This is a genomic window from Streptomyces herbicida (genome assembly GCF_032656585.1).
Lineage (GTDB): Bacteria > Actinomycetota > Actinomycetes > Streptomycetales > Streptomycetaceae > Streptomyces > Streptomyces herbicida.
Map to the genome: position 1 here is coordinate 43,527 of NZ_JAUYWJ010000005.1, position 21,353 is coordinate 64,879.

A 21,353-nucleotide genomic window follows, 5' to 3' on the forward strand; every position below is an offset into this window, starting at 1 on the left:
TCAGCCCTCCAGGACCGTGCGCAGGTCCCACAGGGTTCGCCAGGTGGCGGAACCCTGCTCGGCGCGTCGCCGTACCGGACCGTCCCAGTAGCCGCGCAGCCGGGCCGCGTCGGCCGGGTCGTCCTTGCGGACGACGCCGAGCAGATGCCCCGGCAGCAGCCCGAGCACGTCCCGGTCCCCGGGGAAGTAGGCCGCGGCCAGGCCGAGCGCGCCCGCGACGGAGACGGCCTCCGCCGTGCTCATCACCGTGGAGGGCCGCTCCACCTCCCAGCCCTCGGTCGACCGGCCTTCCCGCAGGTCGCGGAAGGCGGTCACGAGGGCCTCCAGCACGGCGTCGTCGACCTGGAAGGGTGCCCCGGCCCGCTCCACGGACGCCCGGGCCTGGCTGCGCACCAGCGCGGTCTCGGCGTCGAGGTCCGGGATGGGGCCCACGGTCTCGAAGTTGAACCGGCGCTTGAGCGCGGCGGACATCTCCGACACGCCCTTGTCCCGCAGGTTGGCGGTGGCGATGAGATTGAAGCCTGGCGCGGCGTGGGCCAGGGCCTCGTCCGTGCCCGCCAGTTCCGGGACCGCGATGCGCCGCTCGGAGAGCAACGACACCAGGGAGTCCTGCACTTCGGGCAGACAGCGGGTGACCTCCTCGACCCGGGCGATGGCGCCCCGGGTCATGGCGGTGAGGACGGGGGAGGGCACGAGGGCTTCCCGGCTGGGTCCCTTGGCGAGCAACAGGGCATAGTTCCAGCCGTACTTGAGCTGATCCTCGGTCGTGCCCGCCGTGCCCTGCACCACAAGCCCGCTGGTGCCGCACACGGCGGCGGACAACAGCTCGGAGAGCATCGACTTGGCGGTGCCGGGCTCGCCGACGAGCAGCAGACCCCGTTCACCGGCGAGGGTGACGACACACCGCTCGACCAGTGCCCGGTCGCCGACGAACTTGCCCTCCACCACGAGCCGGCGCGGCACCCCGTCGGGCACCTCGGCGCCGTCCGGCAGCTTCAGCGCCTGCCCGCCGCTGCCCATGACGAACGTGACGGCGGCACGCGGGGTGAGATGCCAGGCGGGCGGGCGCGGCCCGTCGTCGTACGCCGCCAGGAAGGCCAGTTCGACGGCGTGGCGGTCCTCGGGCGGGACGATCTGACGGGTCGCGTCGGGAGCGAGGGCGGTCGTCATGGGCGGTGGTCCTTCGGGGTGGTACGGGTGGTGGTCGTCGGCAGGGGACGGGGCGCAGTCGTCGGCAGGGGACGGGGCGCGGTCGTCGACAGGTGAAGGGGCGCGGTCATCGGCGGGTGAGGGAGCGCGGTCATCGGCGGCCACCCTTCCGGGCGGTCCGGGTGGTGAGTTCCTCGTAAGCCGGAGCGTCTCCCGCGCGGACGCGGTCCCAGGCGCGGGCGAACAGCTCCGGCACCGGAAGGAGCGGCACGGCGCGGCCGGTGACCGGGTAGAGGCCCTCCTTCCAGGTCTCCACCGGAACCGCCGGTGCCTTGAGGTCGTACCAGCCGCAGGGCAGGAACAGGCTGCGCCCGGCGCGCGGCCGCTTGGCCTCGACGACCAGGTCGGTCGCGGCCAGTTCGGCGCGGGCCTTCTTCATACGGGCGGGCTTCCAGCCGGTCCAGCGGGCGCAGTTGCGGTCCGTCGGATCGGGCAGCGCCAGTAGCTGGAGGTACAGCGCCGCCGCGTCCTCGCCCAGGCCGTGGGCCGCGGCGACCTCGGCGACGAGAGCGGGCACGCTCGCGCTCGCGTCCTGGGCATTGCCCGTGGGTCCCTCGGTGTCCGTGCCCGCCGCGAGGGCCCGGGCGAGGTCGTCGCCGAGGATCGTCCGCAGCGCCCGCACACCGCCCCGGCGCGCCGGGGCCACCAGGCCCTCGACGAGCCCGAAGACCGCGTCGTCCGGGCCGGTGAGCCCGGCCGGGCGGATCAGGACCGTCTCCATGTCGCCGTACCAGGGGCGCAGCACGAGTGCCTCGCCGAGCCGGGTGAAACCGTTCGCGTCGGCGCCTCCCGTGGCGGGCAGGCCGTACGCCTTGCGGAGCTCGACGGCGGTCGGCCCGCCCTTCTCCGTCCACTCGACGTCGAGGTCGACGAGCAGTTCCGGATCGGCGACGCGGCGGCGCAGGGCGGCCAGGCCGTCCGGCAGGGCGGCGCGGAGGGGATGCCCGTACGGCAGGGCGTAGGCGAGCTCGGCCAGGGCGTCGACGGCACGGGTGAGCTCGTACCGCCCGGGAAGCGCCGCGGGGTCCTCCGCGACCAGGTTGCCGTCCTTGTCGGGGCGTTGGACCGTGGTGCGGCTGAGCCAGGGAGTGCGCCCGGGGTTGAGCACGGCCTCGGCGGAGCCGGCGGACACTGCGGACAGACCGGCGGCGACCTCCTCGGGCAGCCGGACGAACGAGCCGAGCCGCTCGGTCCACATCCGTGCCGCGGCTGCCGTGTCCGGCCCGGCCGTCCACAGGTCGGCGGGGTCCTCGGGCAGCAGGGCCCCGATGAGCGCCGCCCGATCCCGCCGGTGCACGGAGCCCAGCATCCCGCTGCCGAAGTCCCTCTGCCGCGGCTTGAGTCCGATGGCGGCCAGGCCCTCGACGCCGGGTCCGTGCGGCTGCCCGGCGAGCAGCACGGTGGCCTGGACCGGGCCCAGTCCGCCGGCCGTCGCCGCGGCGAGCGCCTCGGGTGCCTCGGGCCGCCAGGGGGCCGCGCCCTTGTTTCGGACCACCCGGGTGAGGTCGGCGAGCCGCTCGGCGGTGATCGCCGAGGTGTGTCTGGTCTCGGTCTCCAGCATGAAGTGGGCGACCGCGCCGAACGCGCCGGACGGGTCGTGGTCCAGGGCCAGCCAGTTGACGCGATCCCGCCCGCCGTCGATGCTCTGGCAGCCGAGCAGCACGACGGTGCGGCCGTCACGCCGCAGCACCTGGCCGGCGCGCTGCTGCTTGTCGTGCGGTTCGCTGAGCACGATCTCGCGGAGCGTTCCTTCGGGGGTCGCCAGCGGCCCTTCTCCGATCGCCTCGAACAGCAGGAGCAGCGGCTCCCGTTGGTCGTCGGTCAGGGCGGGCGAGGCGGCCCGGTAGGCGAGCGGGCGCAGCGTGCTCAGCACGGACGGCCACACCATGCCGATGCCGGGGACGGTGTACTCGTCGCTGTGCCAGCCGTCGGTGAGGTCGCGGAGTCGCTCTCCGGGCAGCGGCTTGCCGTCGGCGGGCTTGCCGGAGAGCACCTGGTTCACCGCGCGGACCTGCTGGAGCACGCTCCAGCGTTCGCCGCCCCACCAGCCGTTCAGTTCGGCGATGCCCGTGGCCGCGTCGTGCAGCGTCCGGTCCTCGCCGTGCCGGGGCTTGTAGTCGGCGAACATGCCGTCGGTGCGACTGGAGGGCTGCAGCGGCCGCTCCTTGGGCGGAGTCACGAAGGAGGTGGCGGACTCGGTGATGCGCAGCGCCGAGCGGACCAGGGCGGCGACGCCCATGAGGAGCCGCTGGTCCCTGAGTTCCGGCAGGGCGTCGCGCACGGCGCGCAGGGCGACCTCGTCCGCGGTCGGCACGACCGGCTCGGCGTCGGCGGTCTGCCCGGCCGTGCGCCCGCCGGCTGTCGGTCCGTCGGCCGGCGCTGCGTCGGAGCCGCCCGTCCTGGCGATCCGCTCCTGCCGTTCGGCCAGGGCCTCGGCGGTGACCCGCAGCACCTCGGCCGCCCGTTCGTCGGTGAGGGCGCGCAGCACCGCCGACCCCTGCTCGTCGCGGACGCGCAGGGCGTGCCAGAAGGCGACGGGGGGCACGAACCGGGTGCCGGCGGCGAACTCCCCACCCCGCTCGTGCGGGGTCACACGGCCGAGCTCTCCGGTGGAGGAGGTGTCGTCGGCCGCGAAGAGGGAGATCTGCATATTGACGCGTGCGACGACCGGCTCGGCGCCGCCGGGCAGCCGCAGCGCGCCCAGTGGAACACTGCGCACCCGGCCCCGCTCCACCGGCAGCGCGACGGTCCGGCCGTCCGGGGTACCGGCGACCATGCGTGCCTCGGCGTCCTTCCCCTCCTTGCGCACCCAGCGGCCGAGGACCGTGCCGTCGGTGCCGAAGGGGCTGTGCTCCAGGCCCGGTTGCAGGGGCAGGACCTCACAGTCGTCGAGCTGCAGGGACGCGTCCTCGCGGATGCCGGTCCGCAGGACGGCGGGGAGCGAGGCACGTCCGTGCGTGCCCGTGTCGGGGTCGTACTCGAGCCACACCGTCTGCCGGCCCTGCCTGCCCTGGCGCCAGTACGTCGTGCCGTCGCCGATGACGGAACGGGTGGGCGGCAGGACGGTGTCCCCGGCGTGCAGTGTCCGGCCGCCGGTGGCGCGGCCGCCGCCGGGCAGCGGGATCGACGGGGTGCCGGTGTCGTTGCCGGACCACCAGGTGGGGATCTGCTCGCCGCCGAGGGTGAACACCTCGGTCGGCCGGGCGGACCAGTAGGCGGACTGCTTGCTGCCCTGCCGCCACATCACCAGCAGTTCGCCGTCGGTGTAGCGGAAGCGGGGGCGCTGCCAGCGGTCCAGGTCCGTGGGGAGGCGCAGGTCGTGCTCGAGCAGGATCCCGTCGGGGCCGACGACGACCGCCTTGTGCGGGCGCGCGAGGATCAGCGCGGGCCAGGCCTCTGTGACGGTCAGCGTGTTGTCCTCGCCGTTCCGAGGCTTCCTGTCGAGCAGCCGCAGGGCCTCCTCCAGAGCGGGCCAGCCCAGCTCGTCCAGGATGCCCGCGCGCAGCGTGCGGCCGAGCAGCGGCGCGACCCGGTGCTCCGCGACCGCGGCGACGGCGAGCGGGCCGACCTGGGCGGCCACACTGCGGAACGGGCGCAGCCGATCCAGTGCCGTGCGGGCGCCGGGCAGGCCCACCGCGCCGGCGAACTCCTTGGCCGAGGCCTCCAGCCATTCGCGCAGTACGCCGGAGAGTACGGGGTGCTCGGCGGCCTTGAGCAGGTCGGTCGCCGAACGGTGGTTGCCCAGGGTGCCCACCGCCTGGAACAGCAGGGCACGCAGCCGCGGATCCGCCGCGGTGGCGACCAGGTCGCGCCGCCCGTCCAGGGAGCCGCGCAGCCAGCCGTCGAGGCCCAGGTGCACGTCCACGTCGGCGTCCGGAAGGGTGAGCGGGACGCCTTCCGCCGCGCACAGGTCCAGCAGTTCCAGCTCGGCTCCGTCACGCCAGCGGCCGGTGAAGAGGTCGACCGCCTTGCCGTCGGCCCGCAGCCGGTGCGCCATCCGTGCGACCAGTGCGAGGGTGGCCGGGGAACGCTTGGAGACCGGCCCGCCGTGCTTGCGGTGCAGAGCCCAACGGCTCAGCCAGTCCGCGGCGTCGGCCTCGGACCCGTCCGTCAGCAGCCGCTCGGCCCCGCACTCCGCGAGCAGGGTCAGCCAGAACTCGTCGTCCGCGACCTCGCGGCCCAGCCCGGCCGGCATGATCTCCAGCAGCCGGGCCCGGACGGCCGGCCGGTGTTCGGCGAGGGCCGGCAGGACGGAGCGGTAGGCGGTCCAGAAGGAGGCGGGCGCCCGGACTGCGGCGGGGGAGGCGATCAGGTCGGCGACGAGGGCGCACTCCTCGGCGACCCGGTCCAGACCGGCCGCCTTGATCAGGCCCCGGGCGTCCTGCGGCAGCGAGGCGTACGGCGGCATGCCCGCCGCGCAGCGCTCCACCGTCAGCTGCCGGAACTGTTCCCATGCCGTCGCGGGGTCGAGGCGGCGGGCGAGGTCCTTCACATACTCCTTGAGCGCCTTGACCGTCAGCGCGCCGGCGAACGCGAACTCCAGGAACACGGCACGCTGCCGCTCCTCGTCGACGGCGAGGGCGTGCACCCGCTCGGCCTCGCGCGCCTTGCCGAAGAAGGCGGCGGCGTACGTGGTGTTCTCGTGCTGGAGGAAGACCCGGGCGGCCTGCTCGTAGAAGGTGGGCAGGAAGTGCGGCACGGTCCGGCCGAGCCGCGTGCCGAGCTCCTCGAAGCCGTCCTTGGCGTTGCCCGGGCGGGACTTGGCCTGGCGCGCGAGCCGCTCGACGTCCTTGACCAGGGCCAGCGCGTGGTGCCCGTTGGCCGGGTCGTTGACCAGTGCCCAGGCGGGAAAGCCCAGCGCCTCCCGGCGCACCTGGCCGACCTCGGGCGTCTGAGGCTCCCGGACCAGCCCGAGGAACTCCAGTGCCAGGTCCTCGGCCTCACCGAGGGTGCCGGGCACCAGCCGGACCACACTCCGGTCCTCCAGGGCCGGGTGGGTGTAGGTGCGCACGGTGAGGACGTCCGCGTCCTCCCGGGCGCTGCTGCCCGGCGGCAGGACGGCCCCGGCGTCGAGCAGTGCGGCCACGGTGGTCTCGTCGTGTGTCGTCGTGGTCGTCATGCCGCCCGCTCCTCGTCCTCGATGTCCCGCCCCGCGTACAGCGCCGCCGCCATGCGCATGCCCTCCGACCAGGCGACCGGCCCGACCTGACCGAGCTTCAGCGCCCGGCCCGCGGAGTCCGCCCACATGAGGGGACCGGTCTCGGTCTCCTCGTAGCCGTCGTAGTCGCCGATCCACACGCGGGCCTCGGCGCCGCGGCCGTCCTCCAGCACGGAGCAGACGGCGTGTCCCCCGCGCACGCGGTAGCCCAGCTGAGCCGCCCTGCCGTGCAGGAACCGCAGTTCCTTGAAGGCTCCGCCGGCGTAGTCCTCGACCTGTGTGCCCTCGGCGTCGAGCGCGGCCGGGCGGTGCCACACCTCGCGGAAGAGCTGCTGGGCGCGCTGCTCGACGCCGAGTTCGACGGCGAACTCCCGCAGCTCCTCCAGGTCGTCGAGGAGCACCGGGTGCGGGATGCGGACGAGTTCGGGGGCGATGCGCACGGTGTCGCCGTCGAGGTCGACCAGACCGAGTCCGCGCTCGGGGTCGGCGTCCCGGAGGAACCCGGCGACCTGTCCGCCGGCGCCCGTGACGACGACGTCGCGCAGGGCGGACTGCCAGGCGGGGTCCGGCCAGACCCCGGCGAGGACGGCGAGCGGCACCGGGAGCGAGCGCACCATCCACCGCTCGACGTCGCCCAGGCACTGGCGTTCGTGACGCTCCAGCCACTCGGCGAGCTGCCGCAGCCCCGTCACCGCGGCTTCGTCCGCGAGCTTGGCCGGGACGGACTTCAGCCGCCGTCCGGCGGCGTTGCGGCACACCACCTTTCCGCCGTCGAGGGCGACCTCGTAGTCGCCCGCCGGAACCCACCCCATACGTGCCTCCCCGCACCGCAGTGATCAAGTGACGGGAACTGTAGGGGAGACCACTGACAACGCCCCGGGCCGGTGGAGGTGACGGTCCGTGGAGCTGACCACGGCGGAACCGGCCACCGTGGATTGTGTACGACCGGAGAAGGCCTGGAGACGGTGTGTGGGCCCGTGCGACACCATCGGCACGGTGTCCTCCACGGTTGCCGGGAGAGCCGGGATCCGACCGTCTTCCTGCGCCGACGGCCTCTGTGCAGAAGCTGTGGACCGGCTGTCGAGGGCGCGCGGGCGCGGCGTGTGGATAAAGGGAGTTGACCTTCACGAAACCTTCTCCCGGGGTGGCCGGAAGCTGCCTTGTTCCGTCAACTCCGCGCGCATCAAGGTGGATTGAGCACTTGAGCATCAGGAGTCACAAGCGCACTGCTTGACCCGGACCACCGACCGGCCCGGGCACTGACGGGGGAAACTGATGCGGTGCGCTCGGCTGCCGCCGCCATGCGTGCGGGGCCGATTGCCGCGCCGAATCCGGAACGCATCCCTCCGCTAACTGTCTCTTGGTGTCTTCGTCCGGTGCCCGAGACAGGGATAGGAGGGGGAAAGCCGATGAGCGCGGTGAACGCCGCCAAGCCGACGTATCCCGGCGTCTACGTCGAAGAGCTTCCCAGCAGCACCCGCACGATCTCGACCCTGACCACGTCGGTGACGGCCTTCGTGGGCCACACCCGGCGAGGTCCGCTGAACGAGCCGGTACGCGTCACCAGCTTCGCGGAGTTCGAGCGCCGCTTCGGCGGACTGAGCGCACGCAGCGCCGTCGGCTACGCGGTGCACCAGTTCTTCGGCAACGGCGGCACCGTCGCCGTGATCGTCCGGGTCACCAAGGCCGGCAGCGGCAAGGCCGCCTGCGTCACCCTGGAGTCCACCGAGGGCCACAGCGAGAGCAGGGTCCTGGAGGTGCACGCCAAGGAGCCCGGAGTCTGGGGCAACGGCCTGCGCGTCGCCGTCGACCACGACACACCCTGCCCCGACGACACCTTCAACCTGCGTGTGTACGACGCCAGGGGCGACGCCCGGGAGAGCTTCACCGGCCTGTCCATGGACCCGTCCAACGGCCGCTGTGCGCAGACCGTGATCAACGCGGGCTCCCGGCTGATCCGCGCCGAGGTCGTCGGCGAGGGCCGCCCCGACCCGTCCGGCACGGTCTCCAAGCCGTTCGGGCAGGAACTGCCCGATCTCACTGTCGACCTGACCGTCAAGATCGGCGACGTGGAGCGCGAGTTCACGCTCTACGACCCCGACTGCGACGGCGAAGTCCCGTGCACCGTGGCCGAGTTGGCCCTGCTCCTGGAGCGCAAGCTGCGCGCGCTGCCGGACGCCCCGGGCAAGCACGCCTTCGCCGGCGCCGAGGTCACCGCCTTCGGTCGCCGTATCCAGGTCGTCGCGGGCTCCACCGACCCCGAGGACGTCGTCCGCTTCCTCGGTGAGTGCGCCAACGACCTCGGCCTCGAGGCCTCCGTCAACCCGCCGGTGTTCCCGCTGGAGGGCGGCGAGGACGGCGAGGCCCCCGGCCCGCGCGACCTCATCGGCTCCGAGGCCGACAAGACCGGCATCCAGGCGCTGCGCGGGGTCGCCGACGTCAACCTCCTCGTGCTGCCCGAGCTGGCGGCGTACGAGAAGACCGAGGACGCGGTCACGGTCGTGTCCGCCGCCCAGCGGCTGTGCCAGGAGCGGCGGATCTTCCTGCTGGTCGACGCCCCCGGCACCTGGGTCAGCGTGGACTCGGCACGCGCCGGGCTCGCCGCCTTCGACGCCGTACGCGGCAACCACGCGGGCCTGTACTTCCCGCACCTCCAGCTCACCGACCCGCTCACCGGGCGGCTGCGGTCCTTCCCGCCGTCGGGAGCCGTCGCGGGCGTCATCGCGCGCACCGACTCCGAGCGCGGCGTGTGGAAGGCACCGGCCGGCACCGAGGCCCGGCTCGCCGGCGTCCACTCGCTCACGGTCAACCTGACCGATCGCGAGACCGGACTGCTCAACCCGCTCGGAGTCAACTGCCTGCGCACCTTCCCGCTGACCGGCCCGCTGGTGTGGGGCGCCCGCACTCTGGAGGGGTCCGACGCGCTCGACAGCGAGTGGAAGTACGTCCCCGTGCGACGGCTGGCGCTGCACGTCGAGGAGAGCCTGCAACGGGGCCTGCAGTGGGTGGTGTTCGAACCCAACGACGAGAACCTGTGGCAGCAGATCCGGCTCAGCGCCTCCTCGTTCCTGCACACGCTGTTCCGGCAGGGCGCCTTCAAGGGCGGCACCCCGCGCGAGGCCTACTTCGTCAAGTGCGACAGCGACACGACGACCGACGAGGACATCGCAGGCGGCGTCGTCAACGTCCTCGTCGGCATCGCGCCGGTCCGCCCGGCGGAGTTCGTGATCGTCAAAATCCAGCAGACCTCCGCGCAGTTCGAGCTGTAGGCCCCGGGAATCTTGGAGAACTGAAGGAATCCGATGGCAGAGTTCACCGTCAACGCCCATCGTTTCGACCCCTACAAGAACTTCAAGTTCCTGGTCCTGTGGGACGGTCGTACGGTCGCCGGCATCAGCAAGGTCAGTCCACTGAAGCGGACCACCGAGGTCGTCAAGCACCGCCACGGCGGCGACCCGTCCTCCCCGCGCAAGTCGCCGGGCCGCTCCGAGTTCGAGGGCATCACCCTGGAGCGCGGCGTCACCCACGACCCCGAGTTCGACCGTTGGGCCAACAAGGTCTGGCAGGTCGGCGCCGGGCTCGGCTCCGAGGTGTCCCTCGCCGACTTCCGCAAGGACATCGTGATCCAGGTCCTCAACGAGGCCGGCCAGGTCGCCGTGTCGCACAAGCTGTACCGGACCTGGCCCAGCGAGTACCAGGTGCTCGGCGAACTGGACGCCAACGCCAACGCGGTGGCGATCCAGAGCCTGAAGCTCGAGTGCGAGGGCTGGGAGCGGGACTACGAGGTGCCCGAGCCCGAGGAGCCCTCCTTCCTCAACCCTGCCTGAACGAGGGGTAGTTGACGGAAACGGGGGAGTGGATGGCGATCACCGGGGCGGCCGGCCTGCTCGCCGCCTGGGAGACCGGGCTGGGGCAGCCACCGGCCGGACGTGCGCTGTTGCTGCACCGCGCGGCCCGTCCGGACCTGGACGGCGACTGCGAGGCGCTGCTCGGGCTGCCGGTCGGCGAGCGCGAGGCGGACCTGTTCGCGCTGCGCCGGACCCTGTTCGGCGAGCGGATGCAGGTGCGCATGGCGTGCGACGCCTGCGGGCAGGACATGGAATTCGACCTGGAGGCGGGGCAGTTCGCCCGCAACCCGGCCGCCCCCGGCGACCCACTGGTGCGCGTCGCCCAGGACGGGTGGGAGGTCGAGTTCCGGGTGCCCGGCATCGCCGACCTGACGGCGGCGGCCGCGGCGGCCGACCCCCGGCGCGCCCTGCTCGATCGGTGCGTCGTCTCCTCCGCGCGGGACGGAGCCCCCGTCCCCGCGGAGGAGCTGCCCGTCGCCGTGCAGCGCCGGATCGCCGAGGCCGCCGAGGCGGCCGACCCCGCCGCGGACCTGACACTCAACGTGGGCTGCCCCGAGTGCGGTACGGCCACCCGGGCCGAGCTCGACATCGCCTCCTACCTGTGGACCGAACTCGACGCCTGGGCACGGGAGCTGCTCCTCGACGTCCATCTGCTCGCCACCGCGTACGGCTGGAGCGAGCCGGAGATCCTGGCGCTCAGCCCGCTGCGCCGCCGCTACTACCTGGAGCTGTGTGCGGATGTCTGACTCCACTTCGGGGGTGCCGTCGGCGGAGCCCGACTTCCTCGACCGCTTGCTCGCCCGGCACACGCCGGCCGCCGGGCCGCGCCCCGGCGTGGTGCAGGTACGGCCGAGACTCGCCGGGCCGTTCGAACGGATCGAGGCCGTACGGTCCACCGCCGCCGACCCGGACGGCACCGAGCCCCTGTGGCCCACCGCCGCCCCGGCCGCCGTGCCCCGCCAGGAGCCTCCCTCCCCGGCCGCCCGGGAGGTCCGGCACCACACCGAACGGGAGCGGACGGTCGTACGGACCGAACAGGTCCCGCCACTCGAGCCCGCACTCCGTCCGGCCCCGCAGGCCGGGCCGGAGGCACCACTGTTGCGCCCTGCCTCGCCTGTCTCACCGGGACCGCGGCCGGTCCCCGACCCGTCCCGCAGCGCGACGGGACGGGTACGCACGGAGAACCCCTCACCGAGCGCGGCGTCCGTGCCCACCCCCCCGGGCATGGACGCCGCTTCCTCCGCCGCCGTGTCCGCCGCGTTGCTCCCCAGCGCCGCGGACACGGCGGCCGCACGGGACGCCGTACGCCAGGCGGCCGCCCGGCGGCCGCGACGCGGGGCCGAGCAGGTGGTGCAGGTGCAGATCGGGCGGCTCGAAGTGACGGCGGACGCGACGCCCCAGCGCGTCGCACGCCCGGGGCCGCGGACGGCGGTCCGGCCCGAGGCCGCGCTGAGCCTCGCCGATTACCTGACGAGGGACCGCCGGTGACGAGCGTGGCGACGAGCGGGACGACAGGGACGACAAGGACGACAAGAAGGACGACGAGAGGGCCCGAGGAACCGACGTCATGAGCAACGCACTGGTCATAGCCCACGTCACCCAGGCCCTCGCCCTGCTGATCGAGGCCAACCTGCGGCCCGACATCGACATGGCCGTCAAGGTCGAGCCGCGCAAGCCGCCGACCGATCCGCCGGCCGAACCCACCATCACCGTCTTCCTCTACCAGGTGACGCCCAACACCTCGCTGCGCAACGGCGATCTGCCGACCCGTGCCTCCGACGGCACGCTGATCCGGCGGCCCGCCGCGGCCCTCGACCTGCACTTCCTGATCAGCGCCTACGGCGACGAGAACGAGCTGGTCGGGCATCGGCTCATCGGCTCGGTCGTGCGCACCCTGCACGAGATTCCCGTGCTGCCGAAGGAGATCATCGAACTCGCGGGTGAGCGGCCCTACTTGGCTGGCAGCGATCTGGCCGGGGCGGCCCAGCGAGTGAGGATCACGCCGACGGTGATGGACGTCGACGAGACCTCGAAGCTGTGGGGGATGCTGAACCAGACGCCCTACTCGCTGTCGGTGGTCTACCAGGCAGCGCTCGTCCTCATCGACGGACGGGAGACGCCGGCCGCGGGGAAGCCCGTGGAGCGGGCACAGGTGCGGGTGCTGCCGTTCGGGGCGCCGGGCGCGCCGGTCCCTCCTGGGCCACAGCCGCGCACAGAGGGGCCAACTCATGAACCGTCAGAGGCCGACCCGGAGAAGCTGCCCGTGAAGGCCATCGCCAAGACCGCCGCCGAGACCGTGCCCAAGGCGCCGGCGCGCACCCGCAAGGCCACGGCCCGGACGCCCAGGCCCAAACAGTCCGCCCCCCGCAAGACGGACGGCGCGGGCGGCAGCGAAAGCACGGAGAACTGAGACGGCATGGGCGGATCGACGGGGGCGGGTGAGGACATGGGGACGAACAGGACCGGCATGACGGACGCGCGCGACGACGGACGTACGCTGACCGCCGGGATCCGGCGCGTCCTGGCCCGCGTCGACGCCCACGCGGCGCGCGCCGCCGGGCCGACGAGCCGCACCGGCGACGACTCCGCGGCCGTCGGCACGGCCGTCGTGGCCACCGGCCCCGGCACCGCCCCCCTCGACGCACTCGTCAACTGCTTCGGTCTCACCGCCTTCGAGCGGGACGTCGTCCTCCTCACCGCCGCCCAGGAACTGGACCCGACCACCGCCCCCCGCTGCGCCGCGGCGAGCGGTGATCCGCAACGGGCCCACCCCACCTTCTCGCTCGCCCTCGCCGCGCTGGACGAGCCGCACTGGAGCGCGCTCACGCCCGTCGCACCGCTGCGGCGCTGGCGGATCGTCGAGCTGGAGGACGAGTCACGGCTGACGACGTCCCGGCTCCGGCTCGACGAGCGGGTCCTGCACTTCCTGCTGGGTTCGGCCTACCTCGACACGCGGCTGCACGGCCAGTTGCGCCGAACGCCGGTGCCGGAGGGACTGCCGCCCTCGTACGACCTCGCCGCGAGCCAGGTGGCGGGCGGCTGGGCCGTCGGGGCAGGCGCCGACGCGCCCCTGCTCGTGGAGGTGACCGGCGGCGATCTGCGCAGCCGGGCCGACATTGCCGCCGCGGCCGCCGCGCGGTCCGGGCTCGGGCTGTACTCGATGAGCGCCGAGGACATCCCCGGCGACCCCGTGGAGCGCGACCGGCTGGCCCGGCTGTGGCAGCGGGAGGCGATCCTGCTGCCCGCCGCACTGCTCGTCGAGGTCGGCGAACCGGACCGCGACCAGCGGGCGGCGACCGAGGCGTTCCTCGCCGGGGCCGCCGTGCCCGTCGTCGTGTCCAGCGAGGACCCGATGCGCACGGACCGGCCGCACGGCGCACGCCTGTCCGTGCCGCGCCTGGACGACGAGGAGCAACTCCGCCTGTGGGCCGACGCGTTCGATGAGGTCGCCGACTTCGAGGACCGTGAACTGCGCGCCTTGGTCGCGCAGTTCCAGCTGCCGCCGCACGTCGTACGGTCCGCGGCCGCCACCGTACGCCGTGAACTCCCGCACGAGGACGAGCTGGACGCCCTCCAACTCGCCTGGCAGGCCGGTCTCGACGAGGCCCGCATCGCAATGGACGAACTCGGCCGGCGCATCGAGCCGCAGGCCGGCTGGGGCGACCTCGTCCTGCACGAGCGGCAGACGAGCGTGCTGCGGGAGATCGTCGCGCATGTCCGGCAGCGGGCCACCGTCCACCAGGAGTGGGGGTTCGCGGCGACACTGCGCCGGGGCCTGGGCGTGACCGCGCTGTTCGCGGGCGGCTCCGGCACGGGCAAGACGCTGGCGGCCGAGGTGATGGCGCGGGAACTCGGCCTCGACCTGTTCGTCATCGACCTGTCCCAGGTGGTCAGCAAGTACATCGGCGAGACCGAGAAGAACCTCCGCCGGGTCTTCGACGCCGCCGAACGCGGAGGCGCGCTGCTCCTCTTCGACGAGGCCGACGCCCTCTTCGGCAAGCGCAGCGAGGTCAAGGACAGCCACGACCGGTACGCCAACCTCGAAGTCAGCTACCTGCTCATGCGGATGGAGGCCTACCGGGGCCTGGCCATCCTCACCACGAACATGAAGAAGGCACTGGACACCGCCTTCCTGCGGCGCATCCGCTTCGTCGTCGACTTCCCCTTCCCGGCCGAGCCCGAGCGCGCCGAGATCTGGCGTCGCGTCCTGCCGCCGCAGGCACCGGTCAAGGACATCGCCCCGGAGCTGCTCGCCCAGCTGACCGTCGCGGGCGGCTCGATCCGCAACATCGCCCTCTCCGGGGCGTTCCTCGCTGCCGAGGAGGACGAGGCCCTGCAGATGCGGCACATGCTCGCGGCGGCCCGCACCGAGTACCTCAAACTGGAGCGCTCCCTGACGCCGACGGAGGTCCGCGGATGGGTGTGACCGGGCGGCCGAGCGCGATCCGCGTGGACATCGGCGAACTCGTCCTGGACGGCTTCCGGGCGGACCCCGAACGGGTCTCGGCCGCGTTCGAGCGTGAGCTCACCCGGCTGGTCCACGAGCACGGCGTACCGCTCGCCGCGGACGGAGCCGTACGCCTGGAGAACCTTTCCGGGCTGCCGCCGCTGCCCGGCGGGCTGTCCGCGCGACGCCTCGGCCAGGAGCTGGCGCGCGCGGTCCACCGGGGACTCAGCGGGCAGGGGGAGGTGACCAGGTGAACTCGCAGACACGGGACGCCCGTTCGGAACAGACCGCGGAGCAGCGCCGCCGCAGGCGCAAGGAGCGCGCCGCCAAGTCCCGTACCCCCGAACCGAAGAACATCGTCAGCGGAGCCGGACAACCCCTCGACCCCGGCGTGAGACGGGAGTTGGAGGAGCAGCTGGGGCACGACCTGAGCCGGGTACGGCTGCACACCGGGCGGGACGCCGGACAGCTGGCGGAGCTGCTCGGGGCGGACGCGGTCGCGGTCGGCCAGGACATCCTGTTCCGCGAGGGTGCCTTCAAGCCCGGCACCGTCGAGGGTCGCCGCCTGCTCGCCCACGAGCTGCTGCACACCGTGCAGAACCCGCACGGCCTCGGTGCGCTGCGGGCCGGCCGCGAACTCGGCGCGGTGAGCCTGCCGCAGCAGGCCATCGAGCGGGAGGCCGAGACGGCGGCCCAGGACCTCGTACGACCCCGCTCGGCACCGGTCGCCGAGCCCGCGCCGCAGGTGGAGCAGGGGCAGGCGACCCCCGGCTGGCTGCGGTACGCGACCGTCGACGCGGACCGTACTCGGGCCGAGCGCATCGACCCGGAGTCCCTGGTGGACCGGCTGGTCAACGACGTCCTGCGGTCCCTGCGCGGCGACCCCGAGGACGCCTCGGGGCGGGTACGACAGCACCTGGGGCGGATGTCGCCCGATCTGCAGGACCTGGTCCTCGACCGGCTGGAGATCCGGCTGCCCACCCCGGAGCACGACCGGCTGCTCGACCTGGTCGACGAGGTCGAGGAGGGCCCGCTGCCCCTGGAGGCGGCGACGGCCCCGCACGCACTGCCCGACGCCTCGGAGGAGCTGGAGAGGGAGCGGGAGAGCGAAGAGTCCGCCTGGCAGGCCCGGCTGGACAACGCGGAGCGGCTCGAGGACGAACGGATAGCGGAGGCACAGCGGCGGAAGGCCGAGGACCCGGGAGCGGCCGAACGGTCGGGGACCGGTGCGGGTACGGCCCCACGGTCGGGTGCTGGTGCCGGCGTCGGGGCTGCCCCGCCGCAGCCCGCTTCCTCCCTGCCGTCGTCCGCTGTCTCGGCCGAGCCCTCGCAGGCCAAGCCCCTTCAGGTCGAGGACGGTTCCCGCGACGAGGGCGGCGACACGGTGGGGAACCGTGCCGACAAGGCGGGGGACGGGGGCGACAAGGCTCCCGAGGGCCGGTCGGCCGCGTCCGGCGGTGCAGCCGGGGCCGGCTCGCAGAAGCCGGCGTCCGCCGGCACCGCCGCCGCCAAGGACTCCTCGGTCCGCAGGACCGGCGCCGTGCGCCCCGAACCGGTGGACAGGAGCGCGGTCGAACGCGACGACACCCGCACCCCGGCCCGGGAGGATACGGCGCCCGGCACCGACCAGGACCCCGACGACGAGCCGCTGGGCCTGGAGACGGGCGGCGCGGCCGAGGCCCTCGCAGAGCTGGAGGACCTCCTGGACGACGCCGACGCCGAGCCGGAGAGGGGACCCCGGCCCGAGGACGCCCCGCTGCCCTCCGCCGACACCGGGACGGTCACCGACAACGCCGTGGCCTCGGGCAGGACTTCGGCCGCGGACGCGGAGAGCAAGAAAAGCGGTCGTCCGCCCGAGCCCCGCGTGACCGCCGAGGAGGCCGAGGACCTCGCCTCGGCCCTGGAGGAGGACGCCCCGCAGGAGGACTCCGCCGACGACGACGGCGACGACGCACCCGACACGGAGGCCGACCCCGCCGACCAGCGGGTCGGCCCCGACCCGGAGAGCGAGGCCGCCGACCGTCCGGAGCCCGCGGCAGCCCCCGGCCCCGACGCGAAGGACGACCAGGCAGACCGGGCAGACCGGGCAGACCGGGCGGAGGAGCGTGACCTGGCCGCCGAGACGCGTCGCGCCAACGAGCGCGCGGCCGGCGGCAGCTCAGGCGACGGCGCTCCCCGGGGCGAGGAGACCGCGCCCGGGAAACTCGCCCGGGCGGACGAGGACGCGCGTGGCCAGGAGACCGGCAGTCCCGCCGCGGGCGGCGGTGGAGGCGGGAGCGGCTCCATGGCCCCCGCACCCGCCAGGGCGCCGGCGGCGGTGGCGGGTTCACCGGCCCCGGCGGCCGCCGCGAGCGCCCCGGGCCCCGCGGCCGGCGGTGATACCGGCGTCAGCGACCACGCCGTGGAGATGCAGTCGGCGACGCCCGGGACCGAGGCCCCGCCCCGGCACGAGCCCGCACGGCAGGACGACGACACGCCCGTCGTCGCCAGGTCGGCGGCGCCCCGCGCGCGCAGCGGCGGCGGTTCCACCGGCGGTGGCGGCCGTGCGGCCGCCACCCCGAAGAAGAAGGCGCCCGCACCGGACGTCGGCAACGCCACCCCCGAGGCCGGTCTCTCCGTCGCCGAGAGCCTCCAGCCGCACCAGGCGCTCACCGCCCTCAAGGGCGTCGACACCGCGGTCGGCCGGTCGGTGGACAAGGAACGCGGAGCCCTCGAGGACGCCCCGCCCAGCATGGACCGGCCCGTCGGCTCGCCCAGGACCGTGCACGGCGGACCGAAGCCCGGCGAGCCCGGCGCCTACACCTCCGAACAGGTCCGCGAGACCGAGGCGCCGCGGGGCAGCACTCCGGAGATCAAGGGCGAGAAGACTCCCGACGGTCAACTGCCCGGCGCGGACATGGAGGAGCCGGGCTGGTGGGACATCACCATCGCGATCGGTGGCGCGCTCGCCAGGAAGCTGCTGTCCAAGCTGCTCCCGCTCGACAAGCTCACCGACTCGATCAATGAACTGCCCACCGCCGACAAGGGACTTCAGGGCACCAAGGTCGGTGACGCGCCCAAGCTGCCGCTGAAGGACGACTCCGACCCGCAGCGCACGGACAAGCAGGCCCGGTTGCTCGACGACAAGAGCGCCGAACTGCACGAGTCCGGCCGTGACGACGCGGCCCGCCCCATGGGCGAGGACGAGATCTATCCGGACGTGCCCAGGGAGACCCTCACCGCGGACCTCGGCGGAGGCAAGCGGCAGGCGGGCGGCGAGGGCGGACCGGCGGGCAGCCCTTCCGCGGGCCTGCCCCCGGAGGCGGTCTCGGCCGTCGCCGAGCACGAGCAGGGCCCCCAGATCAAGCAGGCCTTCGGGCAGGCGCGGCAGAAGATGACCGCCGCGCGCAAGGACAAGGACGACAAGGCCCGGCAGGACCGCGGCCAGTACGAGCGGGACGTCCGGCAGCAGGTGGACGCCAACGCCAAGGAGCAGGCGGACGCCCGCGACGAGGGACGCACCGACATCGCCCGCTCCCGGGACGGCTGGCGCAAGGAGCAGGACGACAAGCTCGACGAGGTCGACGGCAAGAAGAGCAAGAAGTTCACCAAGGTCCGCCAGGACGTCAAGGAGAAGCAGGACAAGACCGACCAGGACGTCGATCAGCGCACCAAGGACGACCAGAAGAAGATCGACGACAAGCGTGACGGGTCCGAGCAGGAGGTCCAACAGAAGCGGGACGACGGGAAGAAGGACTCCGGGAACTGGTTCGAGAAGGGCCTGAACTGGATCAAGGACCAGTTCAACAAGCTCAAGCAGGCCATCAAGGACGTCTTCGAGAAGGCCCGCAACTACGTCTTGGGCGTCATCGACGACTTCAAGAAGCAGGTCTTCAAGTTCATCGACGACGCCCGCAAGTGGGTCATCGACCAGATCAACGCCTTCGCGGACGAGCTGATCCGGCTCGGCGACGACCTGCTCAAGGACTACCCGGCCATGCAGGCCAAGTGGCGCCGGACCATCAACGGTCTGCGCGACGCCGCCGTCCGGAAGGTCAACCAGGCCGCGGACAAGCTCAAGAAGATCGCCGGCACCCTGATCGACGCCTTCGGCGGCATGCTGCTGGCCGGCCTCGATCTCATGGAGCAGGGCCTGCTGGCTGCCGTCAACCTCGCGGAGACGGTCACGGTCAAGGCCATGGAGCTGGGCGCGGCGATCCTGAAGGGCCTCGGCGAATGGGCGGCCATCGCGACGGACATCCTGTCCGACCCCGGTGGCTGGCTGGGCAAGGCCAAGGACGCCGCGGTGACCGGCGCCAAGGCGCATCTGTTCACGGAGATCAAGTCCGCGGTCCGGGAGTGGTTCAACCAGAAGATCCAGCAGCTCATCGGCATCCCGATGGAGATGTTCAACTGGCTGATCAGCGGGGGCGTCTCCAAGGAGGAGATGGCCAGGATGGCCTGGGACGAGGTCGTCCCTCAACTCCCCATGATCATCGGCGAGCTGATCGTGACCAAGGTGGTCGCGAAGCTGATCCCGGGCGCCGGCTGGGTGATGGCGGTCATCGACGCGCTCAAGACGGCGTACGAGGCGCTCAGTTCCGTCCTGCGGGCGTTCGGCCTGTTCATGAACTTCTTGAAGTCCGTCAAGAGCGGCAACGGCGCACTGCCGTTCGCCAAGGCGGTTGCCTCCGGTGTCGTGGCCCTGCTGGAACTGATCTACCAGTGGCTGGTGGCCGGCATCGGCAAGTACCTCGGCAAGGTGGCGCGCAGTCTGCGGGAGCGAGCCGGGAAACTGTTCGGCAAGGGCCGACCGGGCGCGGACGCCCCGAAGAAGGACGTCCCGAAGAAGGACGAAGGGGCACCCCGCAGGGACGACCCGGCGTCCCGGCCGGCGGCTCCCAAGCCGCACCGCCCGGAACCGGAGCCCACACCCGGACGCAAGCCGGAGCCGACATCGCCGAAGGCCAGGCAGAAGCCGGACGAGGAGGACCGGCGCAGGGACGGCCGATACGCCAACGCGGCGGACCGGGGCGTGAAGGACGCGGCCCACGAGGCGAAGCACCCGACCGCGTCACGCCCCGACGAACGCGGGCCCCGCCGCCCGGGCGACCGTCGCCCCGACAGGACCCAGGACCGGCCCGGCACGAAGCGTCCGAACGACCGGCGCCCGGACGGAAAACGCCCCGACACCACCAAGCCGGGCGACAAGCGCCGCCCGGACCTGCGCAAGCCGGATCGGAAGGCACCGCACGAGGCGAAACGCGACCGCACCGGCAAGGGCCGGGACCGCAGGGAGCACAAGGACAACCCGCCCCGGCGCCGCCGCCCGCTCCAGCGCGTCCGTGACGCAGTCCGCAAGGCCCTCGCCAAGGTCCGCCGCGCGACCCGCGCCCTCCTGGGCAAGGCCCGTGACCTGCGCAACAGGCTGCGCAATCTGGCGAAGCGACTGCGGGACAAGTGGCAGCGGATGAAGGACCGGCTGCTCGGCAGGCAGCGGCATGAGCGGGACAGGAACCGCAAGGACCAGCGTGATCGCAACGCGACCCAGGACGTGGATCTGCCCAAGGTCCACTTCACCGACAGGGAGGACGGCGAACCGCACACGCTGATGTTCCACGGCCGGGGCCGGCGCGCGCCGCTGTTCATCCACAGCACCCCGGAGGAGGCGCCTGCCTTCCTCGCCGACTGGAAGGCCGATCTGAGGAAACCGGAGGCGGCAGCCGACAAGGCCAAGCAGGAGGGACATCTCACGGCCGCCGAACGAAGGTATGCGGAGGCCAAGGAGATCCAGAGGAAGATCCCGTCGCCGATCAAGAAGGAGGATCGGGAGAAATACAGGCCTCTGTTCACGGAACTCAGGCTGAAGATGGCGGAGTTCGGCGACTGGGCGGCGCTGCGGACGCATTACGACGTTCCCACACCGCCCGACTATCCCAAGTGGTTCGACGTCAAGTCGCCCCGTGGCAGCGCCGGGCACCACGCCGGATTCCTCAGCGACGCCGCGAAGACCGTGTTCGGCGGACCGGGGAAGGAGGCCGGCGAGGCCCGGACGGGGCAGCCGCCCGGCTGGTTGTGGCTCCGGAGCAAACGCATGACCACGGGTTCCGCATGGGTCCGCATGCACCTCCTGCCCGAGCGGCTCGGCGGTGACGCGAGCGGGAACAATCTGGTTCCCGCCCGGGGCCCGCAGACCAACATCGATTTCCTGAACAACATCGAGGACCGCGCCTACCGGGACATTCCGAAGCAGGAAAAGATCATCTGGTATCGGACCGAGGTTCAGTTCAACCATGCTGAATGGCCCGACTTCCCCAGCCGTATCCACGCGGAATACGGCGGCTACACGAAGGTGGGCGGCACCGGAAAGAACAGGAGCGACTGGTCGCCGAAGGGTGTGAAGTGGCAGCACACCCAGAATCCGCAGCCGCCGCGCGAGGACGAGGAGGGCATGCTCTTCATCAATTCCGCCGGTCGTACCACGCTGCAGAGCGTGTTGAAGATCGGGCCGCGGCTGGCGGACTACGTCGTCGAGATGCGAGACAAGCTCAAGAAGGGGGGGAGCAAGTTCGACAATCTCGGACAGTTCAAGCTCCTGATGCGGGCACGCAAGAGGGAACTCGGCGACCGCGCGATGCCCGACATCGAAGTCCTCTTCGTGAATCTCGCCAAGCTGGATACCGACGAAAACAAAGTCGACTGGAACTGAAAG

At 72.8% G+C, this 21,353-nt stretch carries 11 protein-coding genes; 8 read left to right on the forward strand and 3 right to left on the reverse strand.

Annotated features, from left to right (window positions below; translation table 11 throughout):
- The 3 genes from Q8A52_RS12470 to Q8A52_RS12480 all read right to left on the reverse strand — a co-directional run bounded on the left by Q8A52_RS12470 (nucleotide 1) and on the right by Q8A52_RS12480 (nucleotide 7,179).
- A complete protein-coding gene (locus Q8A52_RS12470; protein WP_316751102.1) occupies nucleotides 1–1,170 on the reverse strand; it encodes an ATP-binding protein in 1,170 nt (389 codons plus the stop codon).
- 130 nt (nucleotides 1,171–1,300) lie between these two features.
- Nucleotides 1,301–6,328, reverse strand: coding sequence for a hypothetical protein (locus Q8A52_RS12475; RefSeq protein WP_316751104.1), 5,028 nt, complete (start codon nucleotides 6,326–6,328; stop codon nucleotides 1,301–1,303).
- On the reverse strand, nucleotides 6,325–7,179 hold the full coding sequence (locus tag Q8A52_RS12480; protein WP_316751107.1) for a DUF4132 domain-containing protein: 855 nt from the start codon (nucleotides 7,177–7,179) through the stop codon (nucleotides 6,325–6,327). The genes Q8A52_RS12475 and Q8A52_RS12480 overlap by 4 nt, the downstream gene beginning before the upstream one ends.
- Nucleotides 7,180–7,776: 597 nt before the next feature.
- Here Q8A52_RS12480 and Q8A52_RS12485 point away from each other — a divergent pair.
- The 8 genes from Q8A52_RS12485 (at nucleotide 7,777) to Q8A52_RS12520 (ending at nucleotide 21,350) form a co-directional block, all read left to right on the forward strand.
- Entirely contained in the window at nucleotides 7,777–9,636 is a 1,860-nt protein-coding gene (locus Q8A52_RS12485) for a phage tail sheath subtilisin-like domain-containing protein (RefSeq protein WP_316751110.1), read from the forward strand.
- A gap of 33 nt (nucleotides 9,637–9,669) precedes the next feature.
- Entirely contained in the window at nucleotides 9,670–10,194 is a 525-nt protein-coding gene (locus Q8A52_RS12490) for a phage tail protein (RefSeq protein ID WP_067023001.1), read from the forward strand.
- 32 nt (nucleotides 10,195–10,226) lie between these two features.
- Complete coding sequence (locus Q8A52_RS12495; RefSeq protein WP_316751116.1) at nucleotides 10,227–10,961, forward strand: T4 family baseplate hub assembly chaperone; 735 nt, start codon at nucleotides 10,227–10,229, stop codon at nucleotides 10,959–10,961.
- The gene (locus Q8A52_RS12500) at nucleotides 10,954–11,703 is read left to right on the forward strand and encodes a hypothetical protein (RefSeq protein WP_316751118.1); all 750 of its coding nucleotides are present in this window, start codon (nucleotides 10,954–10,956) and stop codon (nucleotides 11,701–11,703) included. The genes Q8A52_RS12495 and Q8A52_RS12500 overlap by 8 nt, the downstream gene beginning before the upstream one ends.
- A gap of 79 nt (nucleotides 11,704–11,782) precedes the next feature.
- On the forward strand, nucleotides 11,783–12,625 hold the full coding sequence (locus tag Q8A52_RS12505) for a DUF4255 domain-containing protein (protein WP_316751120.1): 843 nt from the start codon (nucleotides 11,783–11,785) through the stop codon (nucleotides 12,623–12,625).
- Between the two features lie 36 nt (nucleotides 12,626–12,661).
- Complete coding sequence (locus tag Q8A52_RS12510; protein ID WP_316751123.1) at nucleotides 12,662–14,641, forward strand: ATP-binding protein; 1,980 nt, start codon at nucleotides 12,662–12,664, stop codon at nucleotides 14,639–14,641.
- A complete protein-coding gene (locus Q8A52_RS12515; protein WP_316751125.1) occupies nucleotides 14,632–14,916 on the forward strand; it encodes a hypothetical protein in 285 nt (94 codons plus the stop codon). The genes Q8A52_RS12510 and Q8A52_RS12515 overlap by 10 nt, the downstream gene beginning before the upstream one ends.
- Nucleotides 14,913–21,350, forward strand: coding sequence for an eCIS core domain-containing protein (locus Q8A52_RS12520; RefSeq protein WP_316751127.1), 6,438 nt, complete (start codon nucleotides 14,913–14,915; stop codon nucleotides 21,348–21,350). The genes Q8A52_RS12515 and Q8A52_RS12520 overlap by 4 nt, the downstream gene beginning before the upstream one ends.
- Nucleotides 21,351–21,353 lie beyond the last annotated feature (3 nt).